The sequence below is a fragment of the Arsenicicoccus dermatophilus genome (assembly GCF_022568795.1).
Classification (GTDB): domain Bacteria; phylum Actinomycetota; class Actinomycetes; order Actinomycetales; family Dermatophilaceae; genus Arsenicicoccus; species Arsenicicoccus dermatophilus.
The window spans coordinates 297656-324052 of record NZ_JAKZHU010000001.1 but is presented as its reverse complement, the minus strand read 5'-3'; the positions used below and the strand labels follow the sequence as shown (position 1 = coordinate 324052).

Annotated in this window: 25 protein-coding genes; 15 read left to right on the top strand and 10 right to left on the bottom strand. The window is 71.9% G+C overall.

Annotated features, from left to right (window positions below):
- Positions 1-76 precede the first annotated feature (76 nt).
- The 3 genes from MM438_RS01510 to MM438_RS01500 all read left to right on the top strand — a co-directional run bounded on the left by MM438_RS01510 (position 77) and on the right by MM438_RS01500 (position 3355).
- Positions 77-934: a thioesterase family protein gene (locus MM438_RS01510; protein ID WP_241450003.1), complete on the top strand. Its 858-nt coding sequence runs from the start codon at positions 77-79 to the stop codon at positions 932-934.
- A 259-nt stretch (positions 935-1193) separates the two neighbouring features.
- Positions 1194-2390 (top strand): pyridoxal phosphate-dependent aminotransferase, encoded by a 1197-nt coding sequence (locus MM438_RS01505; protein ID WP_241449995.1) that lies wholly within the window; start codon positions 1194-1196, stop codon positions 2388-2390.
- The gene (locus MM438_RS01500) at positions 2387-3355 is read left to right on the top strand and encodes a 2-hydroxyacid dehydrogenase (RefSeq protein ID WP_241449981.1); all 969 of its coding nucleotides are present in this window, start codon (positions 2387-2389) and stop codon (positions 3353-3355) included. Before MM438_RS01505 ends, MM438_RS01500 begins: the two co-directional genes overlap by 4 nt.
- 67 nt (positions 3356-3422) lie before the next feature.
- Here the strand turns inward: MM438_RS01500 and MM438_RS01495 are convergent, their stop codons facing one another.
- Positions 3423-4580: a glycerate kinase gene (locus MM438_RS01495; protein WP_241449979.1), complete on the bottom strand. Its 1158-nt coding sequence runs from the start codon at positions 4578-4580 to the stop codon at positions 3423-3425.
- A 243-nt stretch (positions 4581-4823) separates the two neighbouring features.
- Here MM438_RS01495 and MM438_RS01490 point away from each other — a divergent pair, with 243 nt between their 5' ends.
- The 6 genes from MM438_RS01490 to MM438_RS01465 all read left to right on the top strand — a co-directional run bounded on the left by MM438_RS01490 (position 4824) and on the right by MM438_RS01465 (position 12837).
- Positions 4824-6404: a GGDEF domain-containing protein gene (locus MM438_RS01490; RefSeq protein ID WP_241449971.1), complete on the top strand. Its 1581-nt coding sequence runs from the start codon at positions 4824-4826 to the stop codon at positions 6402-6404.
- A 60-nt stretch (positions 6405-6464) separates the two neighbouring features.
- Positions 6465-7973, top strand: coding sequence for a methylmalonyl-CoA carboxytransferase subunit 5S (locus MM438_RS01485; RefSeq protein ID WP_241449957.1), 1509 nt, complete (start codon positions 6465-6467; stop codon positions 7971-7973).
- 22 nt (positions 7974-7995) lie between these two features.
- On the top strand, positions 7996-9555 hold the full coding sequence (locus MM438_RS01480) for an acyl-CoA carboxylase subunit beta (RefSeq protein ID WP_241449955.1): 1560 nt from the start codon (positions 7996-7998) through the stop codon (positions 9553-9555).
- A gap of 28 nt (positions 9556-9583) precedes the next feature.
- Positions 9584-9844 carry a hypothetical protein gene (locus MM438_RS01475; protein WP_241449953.1) on the top strand — a complete coding sequence of 87 codons (261 nt, stop codon included), beginning with the start codon at positions 9584-9586 and terminating at the stop codon, positions 9842-9844.
- Between the two features lie 27 nt (positions 9845-9871).
- On the top strand, positions 9872-10237 hold the full coding sequence (locus MM438_RS01470; RefSeq protein ID WP_241449951.1) for a biotin/lipoyl-containing protein: 366 nt from the start codon (positions 9872-9874) through the stop codon (positions 10235-10237).
- Between the two features lie 194 nt (positions 10238-10431).
- Positions 10432-12837, top strand: coding sequence for a transketolase-like TK C-terminal-containing protein (locus MM438_RS01465; protein ID WP_241449949.1), 2406 nt, complete (start codon positions 10432-10434; stop codon positions 12835-12837).
- A gap of 23 nt (positions 12838-12860) precedes the next feature.
- On the opposite strand, the gene MM438_RS01460 is transcribed toward MM438_RS01465, so the two are convergent.
- The 4 genes from MM438_RS01460 to MM438_RS01445 form a co-directional block, all read right to left on the bottom strand.
- Positions 12861-13604 (bottom strand): dienelactone hydrolase family protein, encoded by a 744-nt coding sequence (locus tag MM438_RS01460; protein WP_241449947.1) that lies wholly within the window; start codon positions 13602-13604, stop codon positions 12861-12863.
- Positions 13605-13686: 82 nt separating this feature from the next.
- The gene (locus MM438_RS01455; protein ID WP_241449945.1) at positions 13687-15186 is read right to left on the bottom strand and encodes an amino acid permease; all 1500 of its coding nucleotides are present in this window, start codon (positions 15184-15186) and stop codon (positions 13687-13689) included.
- 122 nt (positions 15187-15308) lie between these two features.
- Positions 15309-16193, bottom strand: a complete 885-nt coding sequence (locus tag MM438_RS01450; RefSeq protein WP_241449937.1) for an HpcH/HpaI aldolase/citrate lyase family protein — start codon at positions 16191-16193, stop codon at positions 15309-15311.
- 6 nt (positions 16194-16199) lie between these two features.
- A complete protein-coding gene (locus tag MM438_RS01445) occupies positions 16200-17297 on the bottom strand; it encodes an HpcH/HpaI aldolase/citrate lyase family protein (RefSeq protein ID WP_241449935.1) in 1098 nt (365 codons plus the stop codon).
- Positions 17298-17457: 160 nt separating this feature from the next.
- On the opposite strand from MM438_RS01445, the gene MM438_RS01440 reads away from it, so the two are divergent.
- Together MM438_RS01440 and MM438_RS01435 are read left to right on the top strand one after the other, a co-directional pair.
- Complete coding sequence (locus tag MM438_RS01440) at positions 17458-18204, top strand: DsbA family protein (RefSeq protein WP_241449933.1); 747 nt, start codon at positions 17458-17460, stop codon at positions 18202-18204.
- Positions 18205-18213: 9 nt separating this feature from the next.
- Entirely contained in the window at positions 18214-19044 is an 831-nt protein-coding gene (locus MM438_RS01435; RefSeq protein WP_241449925.1) for a cytochrome c biogenesis CcdA family protein, read from the top strand.
- A gap of 301 nt (positions 19045-19345) precedes the next feature.
- On the opposite strand, the gene MM438_RS01430 is transcribed toward MM438_RS01435, so the two are convergent.
- Positions 19346-20203, bottom strand: a complete 858-nt coding sequence (locus MM438_RS01430; RefSeq protein WP_241449924.1) for a LytR C-terminal domain-containing protein — start codon at positions 20201-20203, stop codon at positions 19346-19348.
- A gap of 243 nt (positions 20204-20446) precedes the next feature.
- Here MM438_RS01430 and MM438_RS01425 point away from each other — a divergent pair, with 243 nt between their 5' ends.
- A complete protein-coding gene (locus MM438_RS01425) occupies positions 20447-21406 on the top strand; it encodes a TolB-like translocation protein (protein WP_241449922.1) in 960 nt (319 codons plus the stop codon).
- Complete coding sequence (locus MM438_RS01420) at positions 21403-21870, top strand: SRPBCC family protein (RefSeq protein WP_241449920.1); 468 nt, start codon at positions 21403-21405, stop codon at positions 21868-21870. The genes MM438_RS01425 and MM438_RS01420 overlap by 4 nt, the downstream gene beginning before the upstream one ends.
- Positions 21871-21977: 107 nt before the next feature.
- Here MM438_RS01420 and MM438_RS01415 read toward each other — a convergent pair whose 3' ends face one another.
- From MM438_RS01415 to MM438_RS01405, 3 genes are all read right to left on the bottom strand, one after another.
- A complete protein-coding gene (locus MM438_RS01415; protein WP_241449918.1) occupies positions 21978-22433 on the bottom strand; it encodes a hypothetical protein in 456 nt (151 codons plus the stop codon).
- A gap of 77 nt (positions 22434-22510) precedes the next feature.
- Entirely contained in the window at positions 22511-23158 is a 648-nt protein-coding gene (locus tag MM438_RS01410; RefSeq protein WP_241449916.1) for a histidine phosphatase family protein, read from the bottom strand.
- A gap of 28 nt (positions 23159-23186) precedes the next feature.
- Entirely contained in the window at positions 23187-24410 is a 1224-nt protein-coding gene (locus MM438_RS01405; RefSeq protein ID WP_241449914.1) for a helix-turn-helix domain-containing protein, read from the bottom strand.
- A gap of 282 nt (positions 24411-24692) precedes the next feature.
- On the opposite strand from MM438_RS01405, the gene MM438_RS01400 reads away from it, so the two are divergent.
- Both MM438_RS01400 and MM438_RS01395 read left to right on the top strand, forming a co-directional pair.
- On the top strand, positions 24693-25397 hold the full coding sequence (locus MM438_RS01400) for an AzlC family ABC transporter permease (protein WP_241449912.1): 705 nt from the start codon (positions 24693-24695) through the stop codon (positions 25395-25397).
- Between the two features lie 16 nt (positions 25398-25413).
- Complete coding sequence (locus MM438_RS01395; RefSeq protein WP_241449910.1) at positions 25414-25725, top strand: AzlD domain-containing protein; 312 nt, start codon at positions 25414-25416, stop codon at positions 25723-25725.
- Between the two features lie 60 nt (positions 25726-25785).
- Here MM438_RS01395 and MM438_RS01390 read toward each other — a convergent pair whose 3' ends face one another.
- On the bottom strand, positions 25786-26397 hold the full coding sequence (locus MM438_RS01390) for a hypothetical protein (protein ID WP_241449901.1): 612 nt from the start codon (positions 26395-26397) through the stop codon (positions 25786-25788).

Sequence of the window (26397 nt, the reverse complement as noted above, 5' to 3'; positions counted from 1 at the left end):
GCCGCGACCATATCCAACCTCCGGCACAGGCGGTTCCCGGGGTGTGCAGGCTGTCACGGTCGCCTAGCGTGGGTGGGTGACCACCGCTCCCGAGACCCGCCCCGACCCGGCTGCGCTCGACGCCTCGTCCTCCTGCTACTACACAGCCCTGGGCGAGGGTCGCTACGAGCCGACCCTGCACGCGCAGGGCGCCTGGAACGACTGGGAGCAGCACATGGCGCCGGCGTCGGGCCTGCTCGTGCACGCCCTCGAGCGCCACGATCCGCGCGAGGAGATGCAGCTCGCCCGCATCACCTTCGAGATCCTCGGCCTGATCCCTGCCTCTCCCGTCCGCATCGAGTGCCGCACCGTGCGCCCCGGGCGCACCATCGAGCTGGTCGAGGCCACGATGATCGCCGAGGAGCCCCAGGAGGACGGGTCGTATGCCGGCGGCAAGGCCGTCATCCGCGCCACGGCCTGGCGGCTGGTCACCCAGGACACCGCAGAGGTGGCCGGCGGCTTCCACCCGGACCTGGCCCGCCCCGACGAGGCGGATCCCTGGGACGGGACCTCGTTGTGGGGTGGCGGTTTCATCCGGTCGTTGGAGTTCCGCTCGGTCGCGGGCGGCGAGCCGGGGCGCGGTCAGGCGTGGCTCACCACGCACACCGGCCTGGTGGCGGGTGAGGAGTCCTCCGAGGTCGCCCGGTTCGTCGGCCTGGTGGACACCGCCAACGGCATCGCGGTGCGCGAGCACCCCGGCGAGTGGATGTTCCCCAACGTCGACCTGACGATCCACCTCTTCCGGCGGCCGCGGTTCGGCTGGCTGGGGCTGAACACCGAGGTGACCTTCGGCGAGACGGGTCTGGGGATCACCAGCTCGGACCTGTACGACGAGCACGGGCCGGTCGGCGGGGTCGAGCAGATCCTCACCGTGCGTCGGTTGCCCGGCAGCTGAGCCGGAGATCGTCGGCGACGACAGCCAGACCACAGTGCATGCACTGGGGGTGACCCCATCAGCCTTACGGCATACCGCGGCCTGCACGCTCATGCAGCCCACGTTGGTCTGACCACATCGCGCATGGTGCAATGACGACGATCCCGGGGGAGGGCGCCTGCGCGGGCTCTCCCCGCGGTCGTTACAGTGCGACGACGAGCCTCACGAGGGCTTCGTGCGCTGTCAACGACGACACACACATCGCGAAGGAGACGCAGCCATGGCGCTGGCCAACCGTCTGTCCCGACTCGGCACCGAGACGGCGTTCGCCGTCTCCGCGGCAGCCGCCGCGTGGGGGGCCAAGGGCAACACCATCTATCCCTTCCACCTGGGTGACATCGACCTGGCGACCCCGGGCCACATCACCGAGGCCATGAACAAGGCGATCGCGGACGGGCGCACGGGCTACTGCCCCGGCCCCGGCATCCCGCAGCTGCGCGAGGCCATGGCCGCCGACATCAACGGTGCCCGCGGCACCGACTACACCGCCGACAACGTCGCCATCCAGCCCGGCGGCAAGCCGGTCATCACCAAGTTCGTCCAGGCCGTGATGAACGAGGGCGACGAGGTGCTCTACCCCAACCCCGGGTTCCCGATCTACGAGTCCCAGATCGAGTACTTCGGCGGCATCGCCAAGCCCTACCGCTACGTCCCCACCGAGCGCGGCTTCGCCATCGACCTGGACCAGGTGCGTGCGCTGATCACGCCCAGGACGAAGGCGATCATCTACAACGACCTGCAGAACCCGATCTCCGCGGAGTCCACCCAGGCCGAGCGCGAGGCCATCGCCCAGCTCGCCATCGAGCACGACCTGTGGGTGCTGTCCGACGAGGCCTACTTCGACATGCGCTACTCGGGCACGTCGACCTCCATCTCCTCCATCGAGGGCATGAAGGACCGCACGGTCATCCTCTACACCTTCTCCAAGAAGTACGCCATGACCGGCTGGCGCCTCGGGGCGGGCATCGCGCCGCTCGAGATCGCCAAGGTGTTCTCGACCATGAACACCAACAACGAGTCGTGCACGACGCACTTCATCCAGTACGCCGGCGTCGCCGCCCTCACCGAGAGCCAGCAGCCCGTCGCCGACATGCTGCAGGTCCTGCGCGGCCGGCGGGACACCGCCTGCGAGATCACCAACTCGATCCCCGGCATGTCCGTCGCCGTCCCCGAGTCGACGTTCTACCTGTTCCCCGACGTCACCGAGGCCGTCCAGCGCGTGGGCGCCAAGGACGTCGACGACTTCGCGACGCAGGCGCTGCACGCCACGGGCGTGTCCTTCTGCACCCGCAACCACTTCGGGCGTCGTCAGGACGACGAGACCCGCGACTACATCCGCTTTGCCTACTCCGGCATCTCCGAGGACCGCATCCGCGAGGGCCTCGGCAAGCTCAAGGATTGGATCGAGAGCAAGTGAGCAAGGTCGTCATCACCAACAAGATCCCGCAGTCTGCCGTCGACGCCCTCAAGGCCGAGCACGACGTCGTCTTCTACCACGACGCCGACGAGTGCATCACCCGTGAGGCCATGCTGGAGGCCGTCAAGGGCGCCGACGCCGTCGTCACCCTGCTGACCGAGCGCGTGGACGACGAGTTCCTCGACGCCGCCGGCGACCAGCTCAAGGTCGTCGCCAACGTCGCCGTGGGCTACAACAACATCGACGTCCCGGCGCTGGAGAAGCGTGGTGTCACCGGCACCAACACCCCCAAGGTGCTCACCGAGACCACCGCGGACACGGCCTTCGGCCTGATGCTCATGGTCACCCGCCGGTTCGGCGAGGGCGAGCGCGTCATCCGCTCCCGCACCCCCTGGCAGTGGGGCATGTTCTACATGCTCGGCATGGGCCTGCAGGACAAGACGCTCGGCATCGTCGGCATGGGCCAGATCGGCATCGCGATGGCCCGCCGCGCCAAGGCCTTCGGCATGGACGTCATCTACGTCGACGCCTACGAGCTGGACGCCGAGATCGCCGAGGAGCTCGGCGCCCGCAAGGTCGAGATGGACGAGCTGCTGGCCGAGTCGGACGTGGTCTCGCTGCACTGCCCGCTGCTCGACTCCACCAAGCACCTGATGGACGCCGACGCCTTCCGCAAGATGAAGAAGACCGCCTACCTGGTCAACTCCGCCCGCGGCCCGATCGTCGACGAGGCCGCCCTGGTGGCCGCGCTCGAGGCGGGCGAGATCGCCGGCGCCGGCCTCGACGTCTTCGAGGACGAGCCGACCGTGCACGAGGGCCTCCTCGGGCGCGACGACGTCGTCCTGCTGCCCCACCTGGGGTCCGCGACGATCGAGACGCGCACCGCGATGGCCGACCTGGCCGCCGAGAACGTCCTCAACGTGCTGGCCGGCAAGGCCCCCGTCACCCCGGTGACCAAGGCCTGATCCGCCGTATGCCGAGACCCCCGGCGCCGCTCACCGCGGCCCGGGGGTCTCGGCATACGGGCGCAGGTCAGACGCGGCCGTCCAGCAGGTCGCGGGTCACCAGCGCCGCGAGCTCCTGGAGCAGCGGCCCAGCCTCGGTCATGCAGCGAGCGGTGTCCGGCTCCAGGTGGGTGAGGGCGTAGACCCGCCGGATGCCTGCGGTCTCCGCCTGCCCCTCGCCGAGGAGGCTGCGGCCGCAGACGGCGACCACGGGCACGCCCGCACGGGCGCAGGCATGGGCCACGCCCACCGGCGTCTTGCCCATGAGCGACTGCTCGTCCAGGGAGCCCTCGCCGGTGATGACCAGGTCCGCTCCGCTCGCCAGCTCCGGGAAGCCCACCAGGTCCAGCACCAGCTCCACCCCGGGACGCATCGTCGCCTGCAGGACCTGCAGCGCGGCGTAGCCCACGCCTCCGGCCGCACCGGCTCCCGGCCGGTCACGCTCGTCGCGCCCGGTCGCCCTGGTGAGCAGGTCGGCGAGGCGCTCCAGGCCGGCGTCGACGCGGGGTCGCAGCTGGGCGGTCACGCCCTTCTGCGGGCCGAAGACCGCCGACGTGCCGCGGTCACCGAGGAGCGGGTTGTTGACGTCGCAGGCCACCGTGACGGCCACCTCGCGCAGCCGGGGGTGCAGCCCGGACAGGTCCACCGACGCGAGGGTGTCGAGTCCCTCGGCCCCGTCGGGGATCTCGTGGCCCGCGCGGTCGAGCAGCCGGACCCCGAGGGCGGCGAGCATGCCCGTGCCGCCGTCCGTGCTGGCCGATCCGCCGATGCCGAGCACCAGCTCCGAGCAGCCCTCGTCGAGGGCGATCCGCATGGCCTCGCCCAGGCCCCGGCTGGACGCCGTGAGCGGGGCGAGCTCGCCGCGGGGAAGGTGCACGATGCCGCAGGTCTCGGCCATCTCCACGACGACGGTCCCACCACGGCGCGCGTAGCGGGCTCGCTGCGGCTCGCCGACGGGCCCTGCGACGGTGATCTCACGTGCCTCGAAGCCGGCCGCCAGGGCCGCGTCGATGGTCCCGTCCCCCCCGTCCGCCACCAGGACACGCCGCACCTCGGCCTGAGGTGCGGCGTCCACGACCCCGGCGTGGATCCGCTCGGCCACCTGGGTGGCGACGAGGGTGCCCTTGAACTTGTCGCACGCCACCAGGACCACAGGTGCCGTGACCTCGGGTGCGGTGCCACTCATGCCGGACGCTCCTTCGCGCGAGGGGAGGGGTCCTCAACCTAGCACCGGGGATCGAGGGTTCTCCGGGAGGGCACGTTCCACCCGGCCGCCGCTCGGCGGGAACCGCGAAGCGGGTCCGCCGGCGCCATCGCTCGCGGCGCCGCAAGGGTTTTGGCAGGATGCACGGCGACGTTGCGGCCAAGCAGCGTGACGCGCGCCCCGACCGGGCCGGGCGTCTCTCCCTGGCGCCGAGGCGGAGTCCGCATGACAGAGCGCACCGACCGGCAGCGCCCTGCCGACCTGGTGGAGCGTGCCTGGCACCTGCGCAACCGCGACGGCGACACGGCGGCGGTCCTCGTCGCCGAGGCCCTGCGCCGCGACCCCAGCCTGGCCGGTCCGGCTGCCGTCGTCCAGGCCTCGCTGGCGTTCGGCGAGCAGAACTTCGAACGCGCCCTGGCCGTGGCCAACTCGGCCCTCTCCTCCCCGGGCGGTGGCGCCTGGCGAGCCAGGCTCCACCTGGTCCTGGCCAACGTCTTCGCCGAGGTGGGCGAGCCGCTGCGCGCCGCAGGCCTGTTCACCCAGGCGATCACGGCGGCCGACGAGGCCGGCGACGACCAGCTCGTGGCCCAGTGCCTGCTCGACGCCGCTCTGGACGAGGACGACGGGGACGTACAGCTGCGCACCTTCCGTCGGGCGCTGGTGATCTTCGAACGCCTCGGGGACGACGAGGGCATCGCCTACGCCCGCATCGACGTCGCCCACGCGCTCGCCGACCGTCAGGACCTGGTCGAGGCCGCGGAGCAGGCCCGCCTCGCCGGCACCGCGGCAGATCGGGCCGGCAACACCGCGGTCCTCGCCCACGCCCGGGTGCTCGAGGCCCACGCCTGCGCCCAGCTCGGCCTGCGGCTGCAGGCCATGGCCCTGACGGGCGAGGTGGCCCGGCTGATGCAGCACGGCGCCCGCCCGGGCCTGGAGATCGACGTGACCGTGGAGACGGCGCGCGTGTGGCAGGCCCTGGGCGACGCCGACCACATGGTCGCCCTCCTGGAGCCGCTCACGCCGCGGGCCGACCTGGCCGACCGGCAGCGCATCGCGATCACCGACCTGCTGGCCGAGGCCTATGCCTGGCGGGGAGACCTGGTCTCGGCGTACTGGATGCTCCGTGCCCACGTGGCGCTGCGGGACGACCACGAGGACGCCCTGGCCCGTCGGCGCGCGGGTGCCCTGCTCGTGCTCCACGGGGTGCAGCAGGCCGAGCAGGAGGCGGCCGACGCCCTGGAGCGGGCCCGGCGCATCACCGAGCAGCTCAAGGACCTCAGCGCCGAGCACCGCGCGGCCAAGGAGAGCTCGATCCGCGACGAGCTCACCGGCCTGCACAACCGGCGCCTCCTGGACGAGCGGCTGCGCACCGACGTGGCGTCGGCGACCCCGGACCGGCCGGTGAGCCTGTTGCTGCTCGACCTCGACCGGTTCAAGGACGTGAACGACACCCACGGGCACGTCGCCGGCGACCAGGTGCTGCGCGAGGTCGGCCGGATCCTGCTCACCCAGGTGCGGTCCACGGACGTGGCAGCGCGGTATGGCGGGGAGGAGCTCGCGGTGCTGCAGCCCGGGACCGACCTGGACGCGGCCTGCACGCTGGCCGAGCGGCTGCGCGCCCACATCCGGGAGACGGACTGGCAGTCGCTGCTCGGCACGTACGCCCGGATCACCGTCAGCGTGGGAGCCGCGACCTCCCTGGGCGGGGAGTCCGCGCTCGACCTCCTGCGGCGGGCCGACGACGCGTTGTATGCCGCGAAGTCCGCCGGCCGGGACCGGGTCAGGCAGGCCACGCCCGCCGCCTGATCAGGCGGCATCGGCCACCCCGCCCCGAGGCCTCGGCGGGCGGTTTGGCAGGATGAGGTCATGGCCACAGAGCAGCGACAGATCGGCGTGACGGAGCTGGCCCTGCGGGACGCCCACCAGAGTCTGATGGCGACCCGCATGGCCCTGGAAGACATGGTGGGTGCCTGCGAGGACATCGACCAGGCGGGCTACTGGTCCGTCGAGTGCTGGGGCGGGGCGACGTTCGACGCCTGCATCCGCTTCCTCAACGAGGACCCCTGGGAGCGGCTGCGCACCTTCCGCAAGCTCCTGCCCAACTCGCGGCTGCAGATGCTGCTGCGCGGACAGAACCTCCTGGGCTACCGCCACTACGGCGACGACGTCGTCGACCACTTCGTGGAGAAGGCCGCGGAGAACGGGATGGACGTCTTCCGCACCTTCGACGCCCTCAACGACACCCGCAACGTCGAGCGCGCGATCGCAGCCGTCAAGAAGGCCGGCAAGCACGCGCAGGGCACCATCTGCTACACCACGAGCCCGATGCACAACGTGGACGTCTACCTCAAGCAGGCGCGCGAGCTGCGCGACGTGGGCGTCGACTCCATCGCCATCAAGGACATGGCGGCCCTCCTCAAGCCCCAGCCGGCCTTCGACCTGGTCCAGGCGATCAAGTCCGAGATGCCGGACATGCAGATCAACGTGCACTGCCACGCGACCACCGGCGTCACCCTCGTGTCGCTGATGAAGGCCATCGAGGGCGGGGCCGACGTCGTCGACACCGCGATCTCCTCGCTGTCCCTCGGCCCGGGCCACAACCCGACCGAGTCGCTGCAGGAGATGCTCGAGGGCACCGGCTTCATCGCAGACCTCGACAAGGTGCGCCTCGGCCACATCAAGGAGCACTTCGCCGCGGTCAGGCCGCGCTACACGCAGTTCATGTCGGCGTTCAACGTCGAGACGGACATCTTCGACAGCCAGATCCCCGGCGGCATGATCTCCAACATGGAGTCCCAGCTGAAGCAGCAGGGCGCCGGTGACAAGCTCAAGGAGGTCCTGGAGGAGGTGCCGCGCGTGCGCAAGGACGCCGGCTACCCGCCCCTGGTGACGCCGTCCTCCCAGATCGTCGGCACGCAGGCCGTGTTCAACGTCCTCATGGGCCGCTACAAGGTCCTGACCGCCGAGTTCGCCGACCTGATGCTGGGCTACTACGGCTCGGTCATGGGCGAGCTCGACCCGGAGGTCGTGGAGAAGGCCAAGACGCAGACCGGCAAGGAGCCGATCGACGTGCGCCCCGGCGACCTCATCGGCGACGAGTGGGACAACCTCCGCAAGGAGGCCGAGGGCATCGAGGGCTTCGACGGCACCGACGAGGACGTCCTCACCTACGCGATGTTCCCCAAGGTCGCTCCCGGCTTCTTCAAGAGCCGCCCGGAGGGCCCCAAGAACGTCGGCAAGGACCCCGCCGAGCTCGAGGCCGAGAAGGCTGCCGCCGCCATGGGCGACAGCAAGACCGGCCCGGTCCGGGTGCCCATCAAGTACGAGATCTCCATCGACGGCAAGAAGCACTCCGTCGCCGTCAAGCCGGCCTGAGCGGCCGAGAGGACTGGTCATCATGACTGACGCACCCAAGACGATGAAGGACCGGATCGCCGAGCTGCGCGAGCGTCGCGCCGCCGTCGAGGCCGGTGGTGGCGAGAAGCGCCACGCCAAGCAGCACGAGGCCGGCAAGAAGACCGCGCGCGAGCGCGTCGCCGACCTGTGCGACGAGGGCAGCTTCGAGGAGATCGGGCTCTTCACCGAGCACCGCACCACGCTGTTCGGGATGGACAAGGCCGTCATGCCGGCCGACGGTGTCGTGACCGGCACCGCGACGGTCTTCGGCCGTCCGGTCCACGTCGCCAGCCAGGACTTCTCGGTGGCGGGCGGCTCCGCCGGCGAGATGCACTCCACCAAGGTCGCCAAGACCCTGCACTCGGCGCTGGAGAACGGCACGCCGTTCGTCTTCATCAACGACTCGGGCGGCGCCCGCGTCCAGGAGGGCATCGACTCGCTGTCCGGCTACGGCAAGGTGTTCTTCCAGAACGTCGCGCTGTCCGGCGTCGTGCCGCAGATCTCCATCATCGCCGGCCCCTGCGCCGGTGGTGCGGCCTACTCCCCCGCCCTGACGGACTTCATCATCCAGACCAAGGGCTCGCGGATGTTCATCACCGGCCCGGACGTCATCAAGTCCGTCACCGGCGAGCAGGTCACCGCCGAGGAGCTGGGCGGCCCCCAGGCTCACATGAACCGCTCGGGCGTCACCCACTTCGTGGCCGACGACGACGAGCAGGCCGTGCTCATCGCGCAGAAGCTCCTGAGCTTCCTGCCGAGCAACAACACCGAGGAGCCCCCGCTGGTCGAGGGCTTCGACGAGGTCGAGCCCGACGAGTCGCTGGACTCCGTCATCCCGGACGACCCCAAGAAGGGTTACGACGTCCGCGAGGTCATCGGCAAGCTCGTCGACGGCGCGGACTTCCTCGAGGTGCACGCCGGCTTCGCCCCCAACATCGTGGTCGGCTTCGCCCGCATCACGGGCCGCACGGTGGGCATCATCGCCAACCAGCCCAACGTCATGAGCGGTGTCCTGGACATCGACTCCTCCGACAAGGGCGCGCGCTTCGTGCGCTTCTGCAACGCCTTCAACATCCCGCTCGTGACCCTGGTGGACGTCCCCGGCTTCCTGCCCGGCGTGCAGCAGGAGTACGGCGGCATCATCCGCCACGGCGCGAAGATGCTGTTCGCCTACTCCTCGGCCACCGTCCCCAAGATCACGGTGGTGCTGCGCAAGGCGTACGGCGGTGCCTACCTGGCCATGTGCTCCAAGGACCTGGGCGCCGACCGCGTGTTCGCGTGGCCGACCGCCGAGATCGCCGTCATGGGCGCCGAGGGCGCGGCCGGAGTGGTCTTCCGCAAGGAGATCGCCGACGCCGAGGACCCTGCGGCCAAGCGGGCCGAGCTGGTGCAGCTCTACCGCGACGCCTTCTCGACGCCGTACGTCTCGGCCGCCCGCGGACTGGTCGACGACATCATCGAGCCCGCCGAGACCCGTCGTCATGTCGCCCGGGCCCTGGAGATGCTCGCCGGCAAGCGCGACATGCGTCCCGCCAAGAAGCACGGCCTGATCCCGCTGTGATCTGCCGAGCTGCGAGGAAGGAACCATCATGAGCGAACCCACCGTCGCCGAGCTCCAGTCGCTCGTCGCAGACCTGACTGCGCGTCTGGAGGCTCTCGAGGCCGTCGTCGGCGCCCGTGCCGACGAGGTGCCCTCCGAGGTGCTCCTCGCGATCTCCGCTGCGGTCGCGGCCTACCTGGGCAAGCGGGCCACCGTGAAGCAGGTCCACCTGCGTCGCGGCTCCGCCTGGTCCGCCCAGGGCCGCTCCGACATCCAGCACTCCCACCAGATCCACCACGGCGTCCGCTGACCGCCGCCGGCAACCGAAAGGACTCTCATGTTGCTCAAGGTGACCGTCAACGGAACGGTCTACGACGTCGAGGTGGAGGTGCAGGAGGAGCCCAAGCCCACCCTGGGTGCGGTGCTCGTCGGCAGCATGTCCGCGCACGGCGTGACTCCCACCGCGGCCAAGGCCCCGGCCAGCTCCTCCAACGCCCTCACGGCCAACATCGCCGGCACCGTCGTCAAGGTGCTCGTCGAGGACGGCCAGGAGGTCAAGGAGGGCGAGACGCTCCTCGTCCTCGAGGCCATGAAGATGGAGACCGAGGTCACGGCCCCCAAGGACGGCACGATCAAGGCGGTCGACGTGGCCGTCGGCGATGCCGTCCAGGGCGGTCAGGTCCTCGTGGAGTGGGAGGACTGAGGTCCCCCCACCGCCGACAGGCGCGCAAGCGACACGGTGCGGTCCCCGCGGAGGCGGGGGCCGCACCGTCGTCATACCTGCGGGTCCCCCACCGGCGCCACCCCGGCTGCGCGGGCGACCGCACGTGACCTAGAGTCGGGACGAAGGGACCCGCACGACGACGTGCGGCACGCGAGCGGCGACGAGGAGCCACGATGATCGACGTCCAGGACACCGCCGGCCCCGACGCCCAGGAGCGCCTCGCGCAGCAGGAGCACCCGGAGCCCCGCGCGGACGGGCGTCCCCTGTCCGCCGGCGCCACCGTGGACGGGACCGCCCTGGACGCGATCGCCCAGCGGGTGCTGTGGCTGTCCTGCGCGATCGTCGACCACGCCAACCGCGGGCGTCCCAACACCTCCGGGGTCAAGGTCGGCGGTCACCAGGCGTCGAGCGCCTCCATGGTCGGGATCATGACCTCGCTGTGGTTCGGCGGCGAGCTGCGCGCCGAGGACCGGGTGAGCGTCAAGCCGCACGCCTCCCCCGTGCTGCACGCCATCAACTACCTGCTCGGCGACCTGGACGAGAGCTACCTGCCCCGGCTGCGCGACCTGGGCGGGCTGCAGAGCTATCCGAGCCGGGTCAAGGACCCCGACCGGGTGGACTTCTCCACGGGATCGGTCGGCATCGGGGCCACCGCCCCGCTGTGGGCCGCGATGTCCCACCGCTACCTGCGCGACCAGTTCCCCGAGACCCCGCTGGCCGGTCGCTTCATCTCGCTGCTGGGCGACGCCGAGCTCGACGAGGGGGCCGTGTGGGAGGCGATCACCGACCCCGGCGCCCGGGCGCTCGGCGAGGTCGTCTGGATCGTCGACCTCAACCGCCAGTCCCTCGACCGGATCATCCCCGACGTCCAGATCGCCCGGCTGCAGGGCATGTTCGAGGCCGCCGACTGGCAGGTGCTGACCTGCACCTGGGGCACCCAGGTCACCGAGCTCTTCGGGCGCGGCGAGGGTGGGGCGGACCTGCGCACCCGTCTGGAAGACATGCCCAACGAGGAGTACCAGCGACTCCTGCGCTCCCGCCCGGAGGAGCTGCCCGACCGGGTCCTGGGCGCCGCGCCCTCCCAGGCGCTGCGCGAGCTGGTGGGCTCCCTGTCCGAGCACGAGCTCGCCACCGCGGTGCGTGACCTCGGCGGCCACGACCTGCCCCGGCTGCTCGAGACCTACCGGCAGATCGACGACACCCGCCCGACGGTGATCTTCGCCTACACCCTCAAGGGGCGCGGCCTGGCCACCGAGGGCCACCCGGGCAACCACTCCGCGCTGCTCACCGAGCAGCAGCTCGGGGACCTGGCCGAGCTCTCCGGCATGACCCTGGACGACCCGTGGCACCGATTCGACCCGGGGACCCCGGAGGCCGAGCTCGTCGCGCAGACCGCCCGACGGCTGCAGCGCGCCACCCCCGAGCCGCACCCGGTCGAGACCGTCCCCACCGAGCTGCCCTGGGGCCACAAGGCCGTCACCTCGACCCAGGCCGCGCTGGGACGGTTCCTCTCCGACCTGTCACGCGCCGCGCCCGAGGTGGGTCGGCGCGTGGTCACGGTCAGCCCGGACGTGGCTTCCTCCACCAACCTCGGGGGGTGGATCAACAAGACCGGCGTGTGGTCGCCGGGCGAGCGGCACGACTGGTTCGCCGACGACACCGAGCGGCTCCTGCGCTGGACCGAGGGCTCCCGCGGGCAGCACATCGAGCTCGGCATCGCGGAGGTCAACCTGGTCAGCCTGCTCGGCGAGCTGGGAGCCACGTGGAGTCGCTGGGGCGAGCCTCTCGTCCCGATCGGCACGGTCTACGACCCCTTCGTGTCCCGCGCGCTCGAGCCCTGGTCCTACGGGATGTATGCCGGCGGCCAGTCCATCCTCGTGGGCACTCCCTCCGGCGTCACCCTCGCCCCCGAGGGCGGCGCGCACCAGTCCATCTCGACGCCGTCCATCGGCCTGGAACAGCCCGGGTGCACCGCCTGGGAGCCGGCCTTCGCCCAGGACCTGGAGTGGTGCCTGCTGGACGCCATCTCCCGAATCGGTCGACCCGACGGGCGTTCGGCCTACCTGCGCCTCACGACCCGACCCGTCGACCAGTCGCTGGCGGACGTCTCCACCGATCCCGCGCTGCGGGAGGAGCGGCGCCGTCAGGTCCTCGCGGGCGGCTACCGCCTGCGCTCGCACGACCAGGAGCGGGTGACACTCGTCGGGGTCGGCGCGATCATGCCCGAGGTGCTCGCCGCGGCCGACCGGCTGGCCGAGCTGGGGATCGCGGCCGGCGTGGTGTGCCTGACCAGCCCGGACCGGGTCTTCGAGGCGCTGCAGGCGCGCGACGAGCTGGACGCCGACCGGGGCAGCGCGATCCTGGACGTGATCCTCCCCCGCGACCGACCGGCTCCGCTGGTGACCGTGCAGGACGGGCACCCGCACACCCTGGCCTTCCTGGCCGCGGTGCGCGGCGATCGGACCCGGCACCTGGGGGTCACGGAGTTCGGGCAGTCGAGCAGCGTCGAGCAGGCCTATGCCCTGCACGGCATCGACGTGGACTCGATCGTGCGGGCCGCAGCGGCCCTCGCCCGCTGAGGGCGGCGCTGCTCGGGAGCGGCTCAGGCCTCGTCGAAGACCTGCAGCAGCGCCTCCCAGTGCCGCTCGGTCGCCCTCGCGTCGTAGGCCGGCAGGTCGGACATCGTGAAGCCGTGCCGGGCTCCGGGATAGACCTCGCCCTCGTAGTCGCAGTCGGCGTCCTCGGCCGCGAGGCGCAAGGTCTCGATCTCGGCCGCCGTCATCGTGGCGTCCTGGTCGGCGAACCCGAAGTAGAGCCGCGCCTGGATGTCCTCCAGCAGCAGGTGCGGGCTGTCCGCGCCGCCGGTGACCAGGTGCCCCGCGTGGAAGCCGCACACGACCGACACGTCGTCGGGGCAGCGCGCCGCCAGCCGCAGCGCGAGCGCCCCGCCCATGCAGTAGCCCACCACACGCACGTCCTCGTCGCTGATCTCGCCGAGCGCCCGCAAGCGGGCGAGATAGGCCGGGCCGTCCTCGTCCCAGTCCTCGGGGGTCAGGGTGGACAGCAGCTCGCCGATGCGGGCGTGCCGCTCCGCGGTGCGCTCGGCGGACATCAGGGCCGGGTCCAGGAGCGGCTGGCGTCCGACGCGGTGATGGACGTTGGGCGCCAGCACGGCGTAGCCGTCGTCCGCGAGCCGCCGCGCCATCTCGGCGATCCGGGGTCGCAGCCCGATCGCGTCCATGATCAGCAGCACCGGCGAGTGGGGACCGGGCTCGTCAGGCCGGGCCAGGTAGGCATCGCAGACCCCGTCGGGCATGGTCAGGTCGATCTCGCGAAGCGTCGCCATACGGCCACTCTCGCACGACGAGGACGGTCCGGCACCCCCACCCAGGGGGCGCCGGACCGTCCGTCCCACGAGCCGCGACGCGTCAGACCAGCTGGCCTCGCTCCTGGGCGATGCGGGCGTTGCGCCGGCCGTAGGTGAGGTAGAGCAGCAGCCCCAGGGCCATCCAGACCACGAACCGGACCCACGTCGCGATGGACAGGCTCGCCATCAGGTACGCGCAGGCGAGGACCGAGACGGCCGGCACGATCGGCGACAGCGGCACCCGGAAGGGCCGCTCCAGGTCGGGTCGGGTGCGCCGCAGCACCGGCACCGCCACGCTGACCACGAGGAAGGCGAACAGCGTGCCGATGGACACCATGTCCGCGAGATCCTTCAACGGCACCAGACCACCGAGCAGCATGATCAGGACGACCGTGGCGATGGTGACGCGGTAGGGCGTGCCCCAGCGCGGGTGGATCGTGGACACGGAGGCGGGCAGCAGCCCGTCGCGGCCCAGGGCGAAGGCGATGCGGCACATGCCGATGATGTCGATGAGGATGACCGAGGTGAGACCGCACACCGCCGCCAGGGAGATGAGCGTGCCCGCCCAGCCGAGACCGACCTGGCTGAAGGCCGCGGCGATCGGGGCGCCCTCGTCGATCTTGTCGTACGGCACCATCCCGGTGATGACCAGGCAGACGCCGACATACAGCGCCATGCAGATCAGCAGCGAGCCGACGAGGCCGATCGGCAGGTCCCGCTTGGGGTTGCGGCTCTCCTCACCCATGTTGGCGACCGACTCGAAGCCGGAGTAGGCGAAGAACACCACGGCCGTGGCGGTCAGCACCCCGCCGATGCCGAACTGCGTCGGGGTGATCCCGAAGGCCCACTGGGTGAGTGGCTGCTCAAGCCCGCCGCCGGCGCCGCCCGACGCGATCTGCCGGGTGGCCGGGATGAAGGGATGCCAGTTCTCGGGGTGGACGAAGAACGCGCCGACGGCGATGACGAAGAGGCAGACGGCGACCTTGATGACCACCAGGGTGTTGGTGACCAGGGAGCTCTCGCGCACGCCGATCATCGCGACGACGCCGAGCAGGAGGGTGATCAGCATGGCGCCCACGTTGACGGTGGCCCCCTCGCCGAACAGCGACGACGGCAGCCAGGGGAACAGGTGGAGCATGTAGCCCGACCAGCCCCGGCTCACCACGGCCGCCCCGAGCGCGAACTCCAGGACCAGGTCCCACCCGATGATCCAGGCGAAGACCTCCCCGATGGTCGCGTAGGCATAGGTGTAGGCCGAGCCCGCCGTCGGCACCGAGGACGCCAGCTCGGCATAGCACAGGGCCGCGAGCGCGCTCACGATCCCGGCGAGGAGATAGGCGATGGTGACGGCCGGGCCGGCGTGCTGCTTGGCCTCGATCCCGGTGAGGGTGAAGATCCCCGTCCCGATGATCATGCCGATGCCGAAACCCATCAGGTCGCGGGCGCGCAGGTGGCGCTTGAAGTGGCCGCCTCCCTCGCTGTCCTCGGCCTGCTGGGCCCGGATGGTCTCTATGGGTTTCGTGCGCAGCATGGAGTGTCTGCGCCCTGCATGCATGGTCATGCCCAGACGCTAAACCGCATGCACCTCGGCGACGTGCAGGCAGACGCGGTATGCCGCGACCGACATCACCCTGTGACCGGGCGCCGTCCCGCGCCGGGGGGGCGGGTGCCCCCAGCCGTCCGTCACCTCGAGGCGTCGGACTCCAGCGCCTCGATCGCCTCGTGCATCTGCAGCGCGCGCCGCGCCGACTCGACGTGGAGGTTCTCGATCATCCTGCCGTCGTAGGTCACCACGCCGGAGCCCTGGCCGTCCTCCCAGGCCTGCAGGATGCCGCGCGCCTGCTCGACCGCGGCCGGCGAGGGCCGGAACTCATGGTTGGCGCCGGCGATCTGGCCGGGGTGGATCAGCGTCTTGCCGTCGAATCCCAGCCGGCGGCCCTGGACGCACTCGGCCAGGAAGCCGTCGGCGTCCTTGACGTCGTTGTAGACCCCGTCGAGGATCGCCTTGCCCGCGGCCCGGGCGCCGAGCAGGGCGAGGCCGAGGCCGGCGAGGAGCGGCTGGCGGCCGGGCACGTGCTCGGCATACAGCTCCTTGACCAGGTCGTTGGTGCCCATGACGAGCACGCTGAGCCGCTCGGAGGCCGAGGCGATCTCCTCGCAGCGCAGCATCGCGACGGGCGTCTCCACCATGGCCCACAGGGTGGTCCGGTCAGGGGCGCCGGCGGCCTCCATGGCGTCCACGAGCCGGCGGACCTCGTCGGCGGAGGACACCTTGGGGACCACGATGGCGTCCGGTCCGGCCTGGGCGGCGGCGCGCAGGTCGTCGTCGTGCCAGGGGGTGCCGAGGCCGTTGATCCGGATCGTCAGCTCGCGTCGGCCGTACTCACCGGACTGCACCGCGGCGCAGGCGGACTCGCGGGCCCCGGGCTTGGCATCGGGGGCGACGGCGTCCTCGAGGTCGAGGATCAGCCCGTCACAGGCCAGGGTCTTGGCCTTCTCCAGCGCGCGGGCGTTGGAGGAGGGCATGTAGAGGACGGAACGGCGGGGACGGAAGGTGGTGTCGCTCATCGTGGTTCACTTCCCGGTCGAGGTGGTGGCGGCGGCCCGGACCTCGTCGTAGGCCGCCTTGAGCTCGGGGTCGATCGCGGCGAGCTGCTCGGCGAGCTCGACCATGACGAGGCACTGCTTGAGCGAGGCGTCGTCCTCCATCTTGCCGTCGACCATGACCGCGCCGGTGCCGTCGCCCATCGCCTCCTTGACGACATAGGCGTGCCGCACGTCCTCGACCGACGGCGAGAAGACGCGGCGGGCGATCTCGATCTGCTTGGGGTGCAGCGTCCAGGTGCCCACGCAACCGAGCAGGAAGGCGTTGCGGAACTGGTCCTCGCAGGCCACCACGTCGGTGATGTCGCCGAAGGGCCCGTAGTACGCGCAGATCCCGTGCATCGCGCAGGCGTCGACCATGCGGGCGATGGTGTAGTGCCACAGGTCCTGCTGGTAGGTCGGGCGCGCGCCGGCGATGTCGGCGGTGCCGTCCGCGCCCGTGGTGGGGTCCTGGCGCACGAGGTAGCCGGGGTGACCGCCGCCGACGCGCGTGGTCTTCATCCGGCGGTCGGCCGCGAGGTCGGCCGGGCCCAGCGAGATGCCCTGCATGCGCGGGGAGGCGCCGCAGATCTCCTCGACGTTGGCCATGCCGCGGGCCGTCTCCAGGATCGCGTGGACGAGGATCGGGCGCTGCAGCCCGGCCTTGGCCTCGAGCTGGGCGAGGAGCCGGTCGACGTAGTGGATGTCCTCGGCGCCCTGCACCTTGGGGATCATCACGACGTCGAGCGTGTCGCCGATCTCGCCGACGAGCGTGGTGATGTCGTCGAGGAACCACGGCGAGTCGAGGGCGTTGAGCCGGGTCCACAGCTGGGTGGGGCCGAAGTCCGTGGCCTTGGCGATGTCGACCAGGCCCTGCCGGGCGGCCTCCTTGTCATCGGCCTTGACCGCGTCCTCGAGGTTGCCGAGGAGGACGTCCACCGTGCCGACCATGGCGGGGATCTTGGCCGCCATCTTGGCGTTGCTCGGGTCGAAGAAGTGGATCGCGCGCGACGGGCGGGCGGGGACCTCCCGCAGGGGCGTCGGGGCGCCCACGGCGAGGGGGGCGAAGAAGTCCTTGGCGCTGCGCATGCTGCTGCTCCTTGGGGCGCGAGGCGACGGGGGTCCGCTCGGACGCTAGCAGCGCAGGCCGACCAGGCGGTATGACGGACGCCACGCCCCCGCACCCGCTGCGTGCGGACGCTGCTGCCCCACCGCCTATCCTGGGCGCACAGCCACCTCGGGAGGATGCATGTCCAGCTCCACCACAGGGCGCGGCCGCAGCCGCGAGGTCACCATCCTCGCCGCTCTGCTCGCCGTCGCCGTCGCAATCATCGGGATGCTGCTCATGCGCCCCTCGGGCCAGCCGGCAGCCGCACCCACGGCGGCCACGACGAGCCAGGGCGCCGGGCAGCCGGGCGCCGCCCCCACCACGCAGGGCAAGGTCAAGGACACCGCCCGCCGCAAGGAGGGCGACCCGCTCGCGATCGGCAAGATCGACGCCCCGGTCACCATGATCGAGTACGCCGACTACGCCTGCCCCTTCTGCGCCAAGTGGGCGCTGCAGACGCAGCCCGCGCTGATCAAGAAGTACGTCGACGCGGGGGTCCTGCGCATCGAGTGGCACGACCTGGTGATCTTCGGCGACAAGTCCCGTCGCGCCGCCATGGCCGCCCGCGCCGCGGGCGAGCAGGGCAAGTTCTGGGAGTACCAGCACGCGCTGTTCGCCGCCTCCCCCACCTCGGGGCACCCGGACCTGACCGACGACAAGCTGCTGGCCTTCGCCAAGCAGGCCGGCGTCACCGACCTCGCGAGGTTCACCAAGGACATGGAGTCCTCGAAGATCGACGAGGCCATCGGCACCGAGACGGCCACCGCCCAGCAGCTCGGCGCCAACAGCACCCCGGTCTTCATCATCAACGGCACCCCGCTGGTCGGCGCGCAGCCCGAGGAGGCCTTCGTCCAGGTCATCGAGCGCGCCAAGGCCGCCAGGGGCTGAGCCGCGTCGATGGGTGAGATCGGGCTGCTGGGGGCGCTCCTCGGCGGGGTGCTGTCGTTGGTCAGTCCGTGCTCGGCGCTGCTGCTGCCGTCGTTCTTCGCCCTGGCCTTCGACCGGCCGCTGGTGCTGCTGCGCCAGGTGCTCGCGTTCTACCTCGGGCTGGTGCTCGTGCTCGCGCCCCTCGGCGCCGGCGTCGGCTCGGCAGGCGCCCTGCTCACCGTCCACCGGGAGGCCGCCACCCGCGTCGGGGGGCTCGTGGTCATCGCGCTCGGGCTCCTCGTGGCGCTCGGCGGGGGCTTCCACCTGGCGGCGGCCCAGCGCGCGCAGGGTCGGCTGCGGGTGGGCTCCACCCTCTCGGTCGTGGCGCTCGGTGCCCTCAACGGGCTCTCGGGCTTCTGCTCCGGCCCGGTGCTGGGGTCGATCCTCACCATCGCGATGGCGGGCGGCTCTGCCGCCTACGGCGCGCTGCTCATGGCGGTGTATGCCGCGGGGATGACCCTCCCGCTCGCCGTCCTGGCGATGCTGTGGGACCGCGCCGGGCTGCGCGACCAGCGGTGGCTGCGCGGTCGCGAGGTGCGCCTCGGACCGATCCGCACCCACTCCACCAGCCTGCTGACCGGCGCGATCATGGTCGCCATCGGTCTGGTCTTCGTCCTCAGCGACGGCACGACGACCCTGCCCGCCCCGAGCGACACGGAGACCCAGCTCGCGTGGCAGAGCCGGATCCAGGGCTGGCAGGACCGGGTGAGCGACCTGCACGTGCTGCTGGCGGTGGTGCTGGTCGCGATCGCGGTGGTGGCCGCCCGGCTGCTGCGCCGCGACCGTCCGACCGACGGCTGACACCGCCCCGTGCCGACGGGACCCCTCGTGCTTCTCGGGGCCAGCCTGGCCCCGAGAAGCACGTCATGGGCCCTCTTCGAACGTGCCACGGGGCCAGCCTGGCCCCGTGCGGGCGGGGCAGGACGGGCGGGAACCGGTCCGCGGGGCGGGCCAGCGTGACCATCCGGTCCCGCAGCGGCCCGGGGACGGCGTGCTCCCCACGCGGCAGGCTGTCCCTGTCGTACGCCGGGAGCGTCATGAGGTCGCCCTCCGCGCCCAGGGCGCGAGCGCATCGGCCGGGCCGGTGCGGCGGCGCCGCTCGTCAGGATGCAGGGCAGGGGCGCGCCACGGTGGGCTTGACCACCGGGGGCGGCGGCGGGATCGGCGGGATCTTGTCCCGGGCGATCAGGCCCTTCCACTGCATGCCGAGGAGCAGGTCGAGGGAGCCGTCCTTGCGACCGTCGAGCTGCAGCGTCGACCCGGGCACCTGCTGCTGGAGCAGCTTGGCGTTCAGGTCGCCGTTCTCGCCATGCCGGATGACCGCGATCTCGCGGACCCAGCTCTTCTGCGGGTCGGCCGAGATGGCGCCACGCCGGAAGCCGCGGGCCACCAGCTCGTTGCTGGTGTTGGTGGCGAGGTTCTCGTAGTACGTCGTGTTGTAGACGTTGACCAGGACCTGCTCGGGTCGGGCCGGGGGTCGCGGGGGGCGGGGGGCCAGACCCGGGAAGGCCGTGCCCACGACGACGTCCACGGCGCTGTCGGTGCGGTCCGGGATGCGCATCATCTTGGCACCCGGCACCTGCTGCTGGATCAGCAACGCCTGGTCCAGTCCCTTGGAGCCGTAACGGATCTCGCCCTGCGGGGCGGTCGCGCGCAGGACGGTGTCGTTGCCGAGCGTCGCCATCCGGAAGCCGCGCTTGCCGAGCTCCTGGTAGACCGGGCTGGCCGCGCCCGGGATCCCGCTGGAGTTGAGGACGTTGAGGCTGAAGGAGCTTCGCGCCGGCGCGGCGACCACCATCGGCGAGCACACGGGCTTGCTGTAGCCCCTGAGCCACCCGTTGCCCGCGGCGCTGCCGACGCCGGCGGTGGCGATCAGCACGGCGGGGAAGGTGATGAAGGCGATGACCTGACGACGGCGGCGACGATGCAGCTTGTCTGCCTCGGACAGTGGCGCGGACATGTCGGAACCCCCCAGGATCGCTCGCGGTCCGACAACTACGCTGAGTAACCGCACGCGCGTATGCCGGCCTGCCCATGATGTTGGTCTGATGGTGCCACGAGGTGTGGCACCGCTAGTCTGCGACCTTTCGGGCCTCCGGCGCGCGCGAATGGCGCCCGTGTAACCCATTCGTGTCCAACTCGTCATCCGTGCGTCAAGAACTGACACGCCCTGACGTCACCCCACGCCCAGGAGACACCCAGGATGGCCACTGCTCGCCCCTTCGGGCGCCCCCTCCCCCCGGGGCGCCGCAGCGTCGTTCGACTGCACGACGTGATCACCGACGAGCGCGAGATCCTGCTGGAGAACAGCGAGCTCGTCCTCGAGTCGCCCGACTTCTCGCCCGACGGACGGCACCTCGTCGTCAACGGCGCGGGCCGGCTGCGGGTGCTGCCGCTCGACGCCGAGCTGCGACCCGCCGGCCCCCTCGCCGAGGTGGACACCGACCCGATCCGCGTCGCCAACAACGACCACCTGGTGACCCCGGACGGGTCCGCGCACCTGCTGACCGCTGACGGTCGGGTCTACCGCGTCCCGTGGACCGGCGGGACACCACGCTGCGTGACCCCAGATCCGGGATCTGCGCCGATCAGGTACTACCTGCACGGGCAGAGCGCGGACGGTGGGACGCTGGCGCTGACCGTCCTCACCGGCCGGCTGCACACCGACGACGTGATCCGCACCAACGTGGGCCTCCTGCGCGACGGCCAGGTCCGGCTGCTCACCGACACGCAGGCCTGCGACGGCCCCGAGCTCGGCCCGGGCGCCCCCGGCGAGCCGCACGACTCCTGGGTGTGGTTCAACAGCGAGCTGGCGGCGGAGCGCCCTGGGCACAGCCAGATCTTCCGGATCCGACCGGACGGCGGCGGCCTGCAGCAGGTCACGTACGACGACCGGGTGAGCTGGTTCCCGCACCCCTCCCCCGACGGCCGGTGGCTGGCCTACCTCGCCTACGAGCCCGGCACGCAGCAGCACCCGGCCGACGTACCCGCGCAGATCAGGCTGATCGACCTCGCCGACCCGGCCCTGGGGACCCCGGACGTCCAGGTGCGGGTGCTGGCAGACGTCTTCGGCGGTCAGGGGGCCACCAACGTCAACGGCTGGGCGCCCGACTCGCGCCGCCTGGCATATGTCGACTACCCGCTGGGTAGGGACCAACCATGAGCGACGACAAGAAGATCAGCGTCCAGCGGACCATCGACGCCTCGGCCCAGGAGATCTTCGACGTGCTGACCCTGCCGTCCCGCCACGCGGAGATCGACGGCTCGGGCACGGTGCGCAGCGACTCCAAGGCCGACCGGATCACCGCCACCGGCCAGACCTTCACGATGAACATGCACGCCGAGCACATGGGCGGCGACTACCAGACCGACAACCACGTCACGGGCTACCTCGACAACAAGATGGTGGCCTGGCAGACGGCCCCTGCAGGCACCGAGCCCAAGGGCTGGGAGTGGCTGTGGGAGCTGGAGTCCCAGGGCGCCGACTTGACCCTGGTCACCCTGACCTACGACTGGAGCAAGGTCACCGACAAGCAGCTCCTGCAGCGCGTGACCTTCCCCGTCATCAGCAAGGACCAGCTCGAGGACTCGCTGGCCCGCCTGGCCGACGCCGTCTCCGGCAGCTGATCCCGACCCCGCCGCGACCCCGGCGCGACGAAGCCCCCGACCGATCGGTCGGGGGCTTCGTCGCGCGGGTCTGCGGGCCCGATGCGCGAGCCCGCAGCCGCGCCGCGTCAGTGCCGCTCGATGACCTTGATGATGCGGAAGGCCTTGCCCTGCATGCAGGTCGTCATGACGCCCTTGACGTCCTGGCCCTCCACGGTGACCTTGTCGCCGGGCTTGAGGTCGCCGCCCATGGGCTGCAGGGTCTCGCCGATGTGGGTCACCAGGACCAGGCAGTTGGCCTCCACGCCCTCGGAGACGGTGCCGGTGACCTTGCGGATCGGGCCGGCCTTGCCGGAGTCGCTGACGTCGGTCGAGGGGACGAGGGGCGAGGTCATGGTGCCTCCTGGGGTCGCGGGGGTGGAGGGCGACGTCGCCGGTGACGTCGTGGTGGAGGTGGCCACGGCGGTGGTCGTCGCCGCGGTGTCGGTGGTGGCGCTGCCGCAGGCGGTCAGCACTCCGACGAGCGCGAGGGCGGCCAGCGCGCCGGCCGAGCGGGCAGGGAGAGGACGGGTGCTGGTGCTCATGTCCGTATGACGGACGAAAGGTCCCGAACGTTCCCTCCCGGGGCCGCTCGCCGCGGAGGAGGGACCGTGGCCGGGGATCACGCCGTCGGCCCGTCGTGGGCGACGTCGCCGGGCTGCTCGCCGCCGACGGGCACGTCCTCCCAGGTCACGCAGGACCATCCGACTCCCGGGCTCCCCTCCACGACGACGAGCCCGGTGTTGCTGATGAGGCGCTCCCCCAGCTGGACCGGCGTGAGATTGCCGCACCGCACCAGGCTCCACAACCGCAGGACCGCGCCGTGGCTGACGACGAGCACGTCCGTGTGCCCCGCGGCGGCCATCTGCGCCACGGCGTCGTCGAACCGCTCGAGGACCTGGTGGCCCGTCTCGGCTCCCGGCATACGCACGTCGAGATCGCCGTCGCCCCAGGCGACCAGGGCACCGACGTAGGCCCGGACCGCCTCGGCGTCGCCGCGCATCTCCAGCTCGCCCGCCTGCACCTCGCGCAGGCCGCCGAGCTCGACGGGGGTCAGGCCGCGGGCCTGCGCGACGGGGGCCGCCGTCTGGTGGGTGCGAGCCAGGTCCGAGACGTAGATCGCGTCGAACGGCACGCCCTCCAGGGCCGCGACGACCGCTCGGGCCTGCTCCTGCCCCCTCTCGGTGAGATCGGCACCGGGCTGGGCAGTGTCGAGCAGGGCGTCGACGTTGGCGGTGGTCTGTCCGTGCCGCAGCAGCAGGAGGCGCATGGTCGCAGGCTACCGACCGGGACGGGCGTCACGACCCGGTGGTGATGGTGTCGTGCAGCGTCCACGCCTCCCGCGAGCCCTCGCCGTCGCCCGCCAGGGTGAGCAACCGTGCCGCGGCGACCGCGTCGGCCTCGGCGCCCGCTCGATCACCCCGCTGCTGCCGCAGCCGGGCCCGCTCCAGGTGCAGCCGGCCGAGGGGTGCCTCAGGGACCTCCGGCAGCGCGAAGGCCGCGTCCAGCGCGGCCGACGCCTCGTCCAGCCGGCCCGCCTGCAGATGCCACCGGACCTCGGTGGTCGCCAGCTCGGCGAGCTCGAAGCTGCTCGCCAGACGACCCAGGTGGTGCCGCGCCTCGGGCAGCAGCTCCGCCAGCCCGTCGTCGATGCCGTGGCGCACCCGCTGCAGGATCGTCGCCGACACGAACCGCGACCACTGGCGGTGGTCCAGCTCGGGGTTGACCTCGGTCGCCGCGACCTCGTGCCAGCGCAGACCCTCCTGGAGGTCGCCGTCGTTGAAGGACTCGTTGCCCAGGGTCCACGCCACCAGCCCGCCGAGGTGGGTGCCCGCCAACCGGTGGTGAAGGGTCTCCAGCTCCAGCACGAGGGGCGCAGCCGGCAGCCGCCGGGTGGCGAGCGCAGCGATGATCGCCTCCGCCCGCAGCGCCGCGTCCACGCCATCGCCGCTGGCGGCGAGGGCGGCGTGGGCGTGGTGGGTCGCCGCCGCGAGGTCCAGCGCGCGTCGATGGGTGCGGCTGGCGACGGTGTGCGCCTCGGCGGCGAGCGCCGGGTGGGACTGGACCCAGGGGTGACGGGACAGCGACTCGGCCGCCGCCGCGGCGTCGGCATACCGCCCGGCCGTCTTCAGTGCCGTGATCTGCAGCAGGGACATGCCCCACCAGACCTCCGGCCGGTCCTGGCGCAGGGCCAGCTCGGCGGTCTCCCGCGCCACCTCGGCCTGGTCCGCGGGGCTCGCGGCGAACCGTGACCGCACGACCCGGGACGCGAGCGCGGCCAGGTCGCTGGTCCCCACGTCGTCGCCGGCGTCCTGCGGCCCCCGCCCCCAGTCGCCGCCCGCGAGGTAGCCGCGGGGCAGCGCCAGGCGCCGCTCGAAGACGCTGATCACCCGAGGGCTGGGGTCCCGCCGCCCGGCCTCCAGGTGGGAGACGTAGGACACCGTGAACTCCTCGCCACCGAGGTCCGCCTGCGACAGGCCGGCCTCCAGCCGAGCGTGTCGCAGCCGTGCGCCGAAGGTCATGGACCCACTGTCGTCCATGTCGTCCCCCTCGTCATCTCTTCGGTGAACATTGCGGATTCGTCCGGTGCGACCATTGTGTCAACCGACTTGACAGTGATATCAACTGGAGCAGTGGCGTCGTCGCGGCGCGTCGTTGAGGGGCGATTCGCGGCGGCGGCGCCCCGCCATGCGGCAGCCATGCGGCCGCCCGAGATCCCTGTGCGCGCCAAGCAGGCTTGCCTCCGAGTCCAGCGGGCGGCCGTCCGTCGCCCCGTCCGGCCCCGACGTGGCAGGGTGCCCGGCATGACGCTGACACCCGCCACCCGGATGGGGCTGTCGATCTCCGTGGCGGTCGGGTTGTACGGCCTGTCCTTCGGCGCTCTCGGGGTCGGGGCAGGCCTGAGCGTGTGGCAGAGCTGCCTGCTGTCCCTGCTGATGTTCACCGGAGGTTCACAGTTCGGGTTCATGGGGGTCGTCGCCGCCGGAGGAGCCCCCACCACCGCGCTGTCGACCGCCGTGCTGCTCGGCGTGCGCAACGCGCTCTACGGCATCCAGATGAACGCCATGCTGAGGCCGCCGTGGCTCCTGCGACCCCTCCAGGCGCACCTGACCATCGACGAGTCCACCGCCACGGCCCTCGCCCAGGAGGACCAGACCGAGCAACGGCGCGGCTTCTGGACCGCCGGGGTCGGGGTCTTCGTCCTGTGGAACCTCTTCACCCTCGTCGGGGCCCTGGCCGGCGACACCATCGGCGACCCCACGGTCTGCGGCCTCGACGGGGCCGCGGTCGCGGGCTTCCTCGGGCTGCTGTGGCCCCGGCTCCAGGACGGCGACGGCCGCGCCATCGCCGTCGTGTGCGCCCTCGCCTGCGTGCTCGCCACGCCCTGGCTGCCCTCTGGCGTCCCGATCATCATGTCCGGGCTCGTCGCCCTGACCATCGGGCTGGCGACCGCGCACCGCCACCCCGCCGGCGGCGTGCATCGCCCGACCACGAAGGACACGGCATGACCGCCGAGGAGAACCCGTGAGCGTGACCGCCGCCCTGCTGCTCGCCTGCCTCGCGTGCTACGTCACCAAGCTGTCGGGCTACCTGGTGCCGAGCCACCACCTCGAGCACCCCGTCGTCGGGCGGCTCGCCGCCACCACGACCGTCGGCCTGCTCGCCGCGCTCGTCGCCGCCAACACCGTCGTCACCGGGCGCCACGTGACGCTGGACGCGCGGCTCGGTGCCTTCGCCGTGGCCTCGCTGGCGCTCCTGCTCCGACTGCCCTTCGTCGTCGTCGTGGTGCTGGGAGCGACCGCGGCAGCGCTGCTGCGGCTCGCCGGGATCGGCTGAGCCTTCCACCGAGGCCCAGGGTCCGGAGCCCAGGGCTCGCGGCTCGGGGCCGACCGCGCGTCAGCCGCCGAGTCGCTCGTCCAGGAACCGCCCCTGGTCCGACAGCGTCTGCGCATCCCCCGCCACGAGCGACCGCCGCACCCCGGCGACCCGCTCGCGCACCGCACCGAGCTGGTGGACCAGCTCCTGGTCGGCGGTGCGCCCCTCGGGGCCGGGCACCGTCAGCCGGTCGGCCGGGAGGTGGAGGTAACCCTCGATCGTCGTCGGGAGGTAGTCGTGGACGGTGCGCTCCACGACGTGCAGGTCGTCGGGGGAGACCGCGAGCCGGGCAGGCCGGGCGAGCACGTCGCGCAGGTCGTCCACGGTGTCGCGGAAGGCCTGGTAGCCCTCCGCGGGCATCCGGTTGGCCGCCCGGTCGGTCGAGTCCACCAGCCGCTGCAGGTCGGTGCGCAGGCCGGCGACCAGCTGCTGGGTGCCCTGCGTGCCGGTGCGCATGCTCCTGGGCTCGGGCATCACCGCGGCGCCGAGGGCATAGACCCCCACCACGGCGGCCGGCCACCAGTCACCTGCCAGATGGGTCGGGACGGTCGCCGCGGCCGTGCCCGCCGCGAGCACGGTGCCCGTGATGTTCTTCCTCGACGCGAGATAGCGCGTCACTGCGTTGCCCGCCAC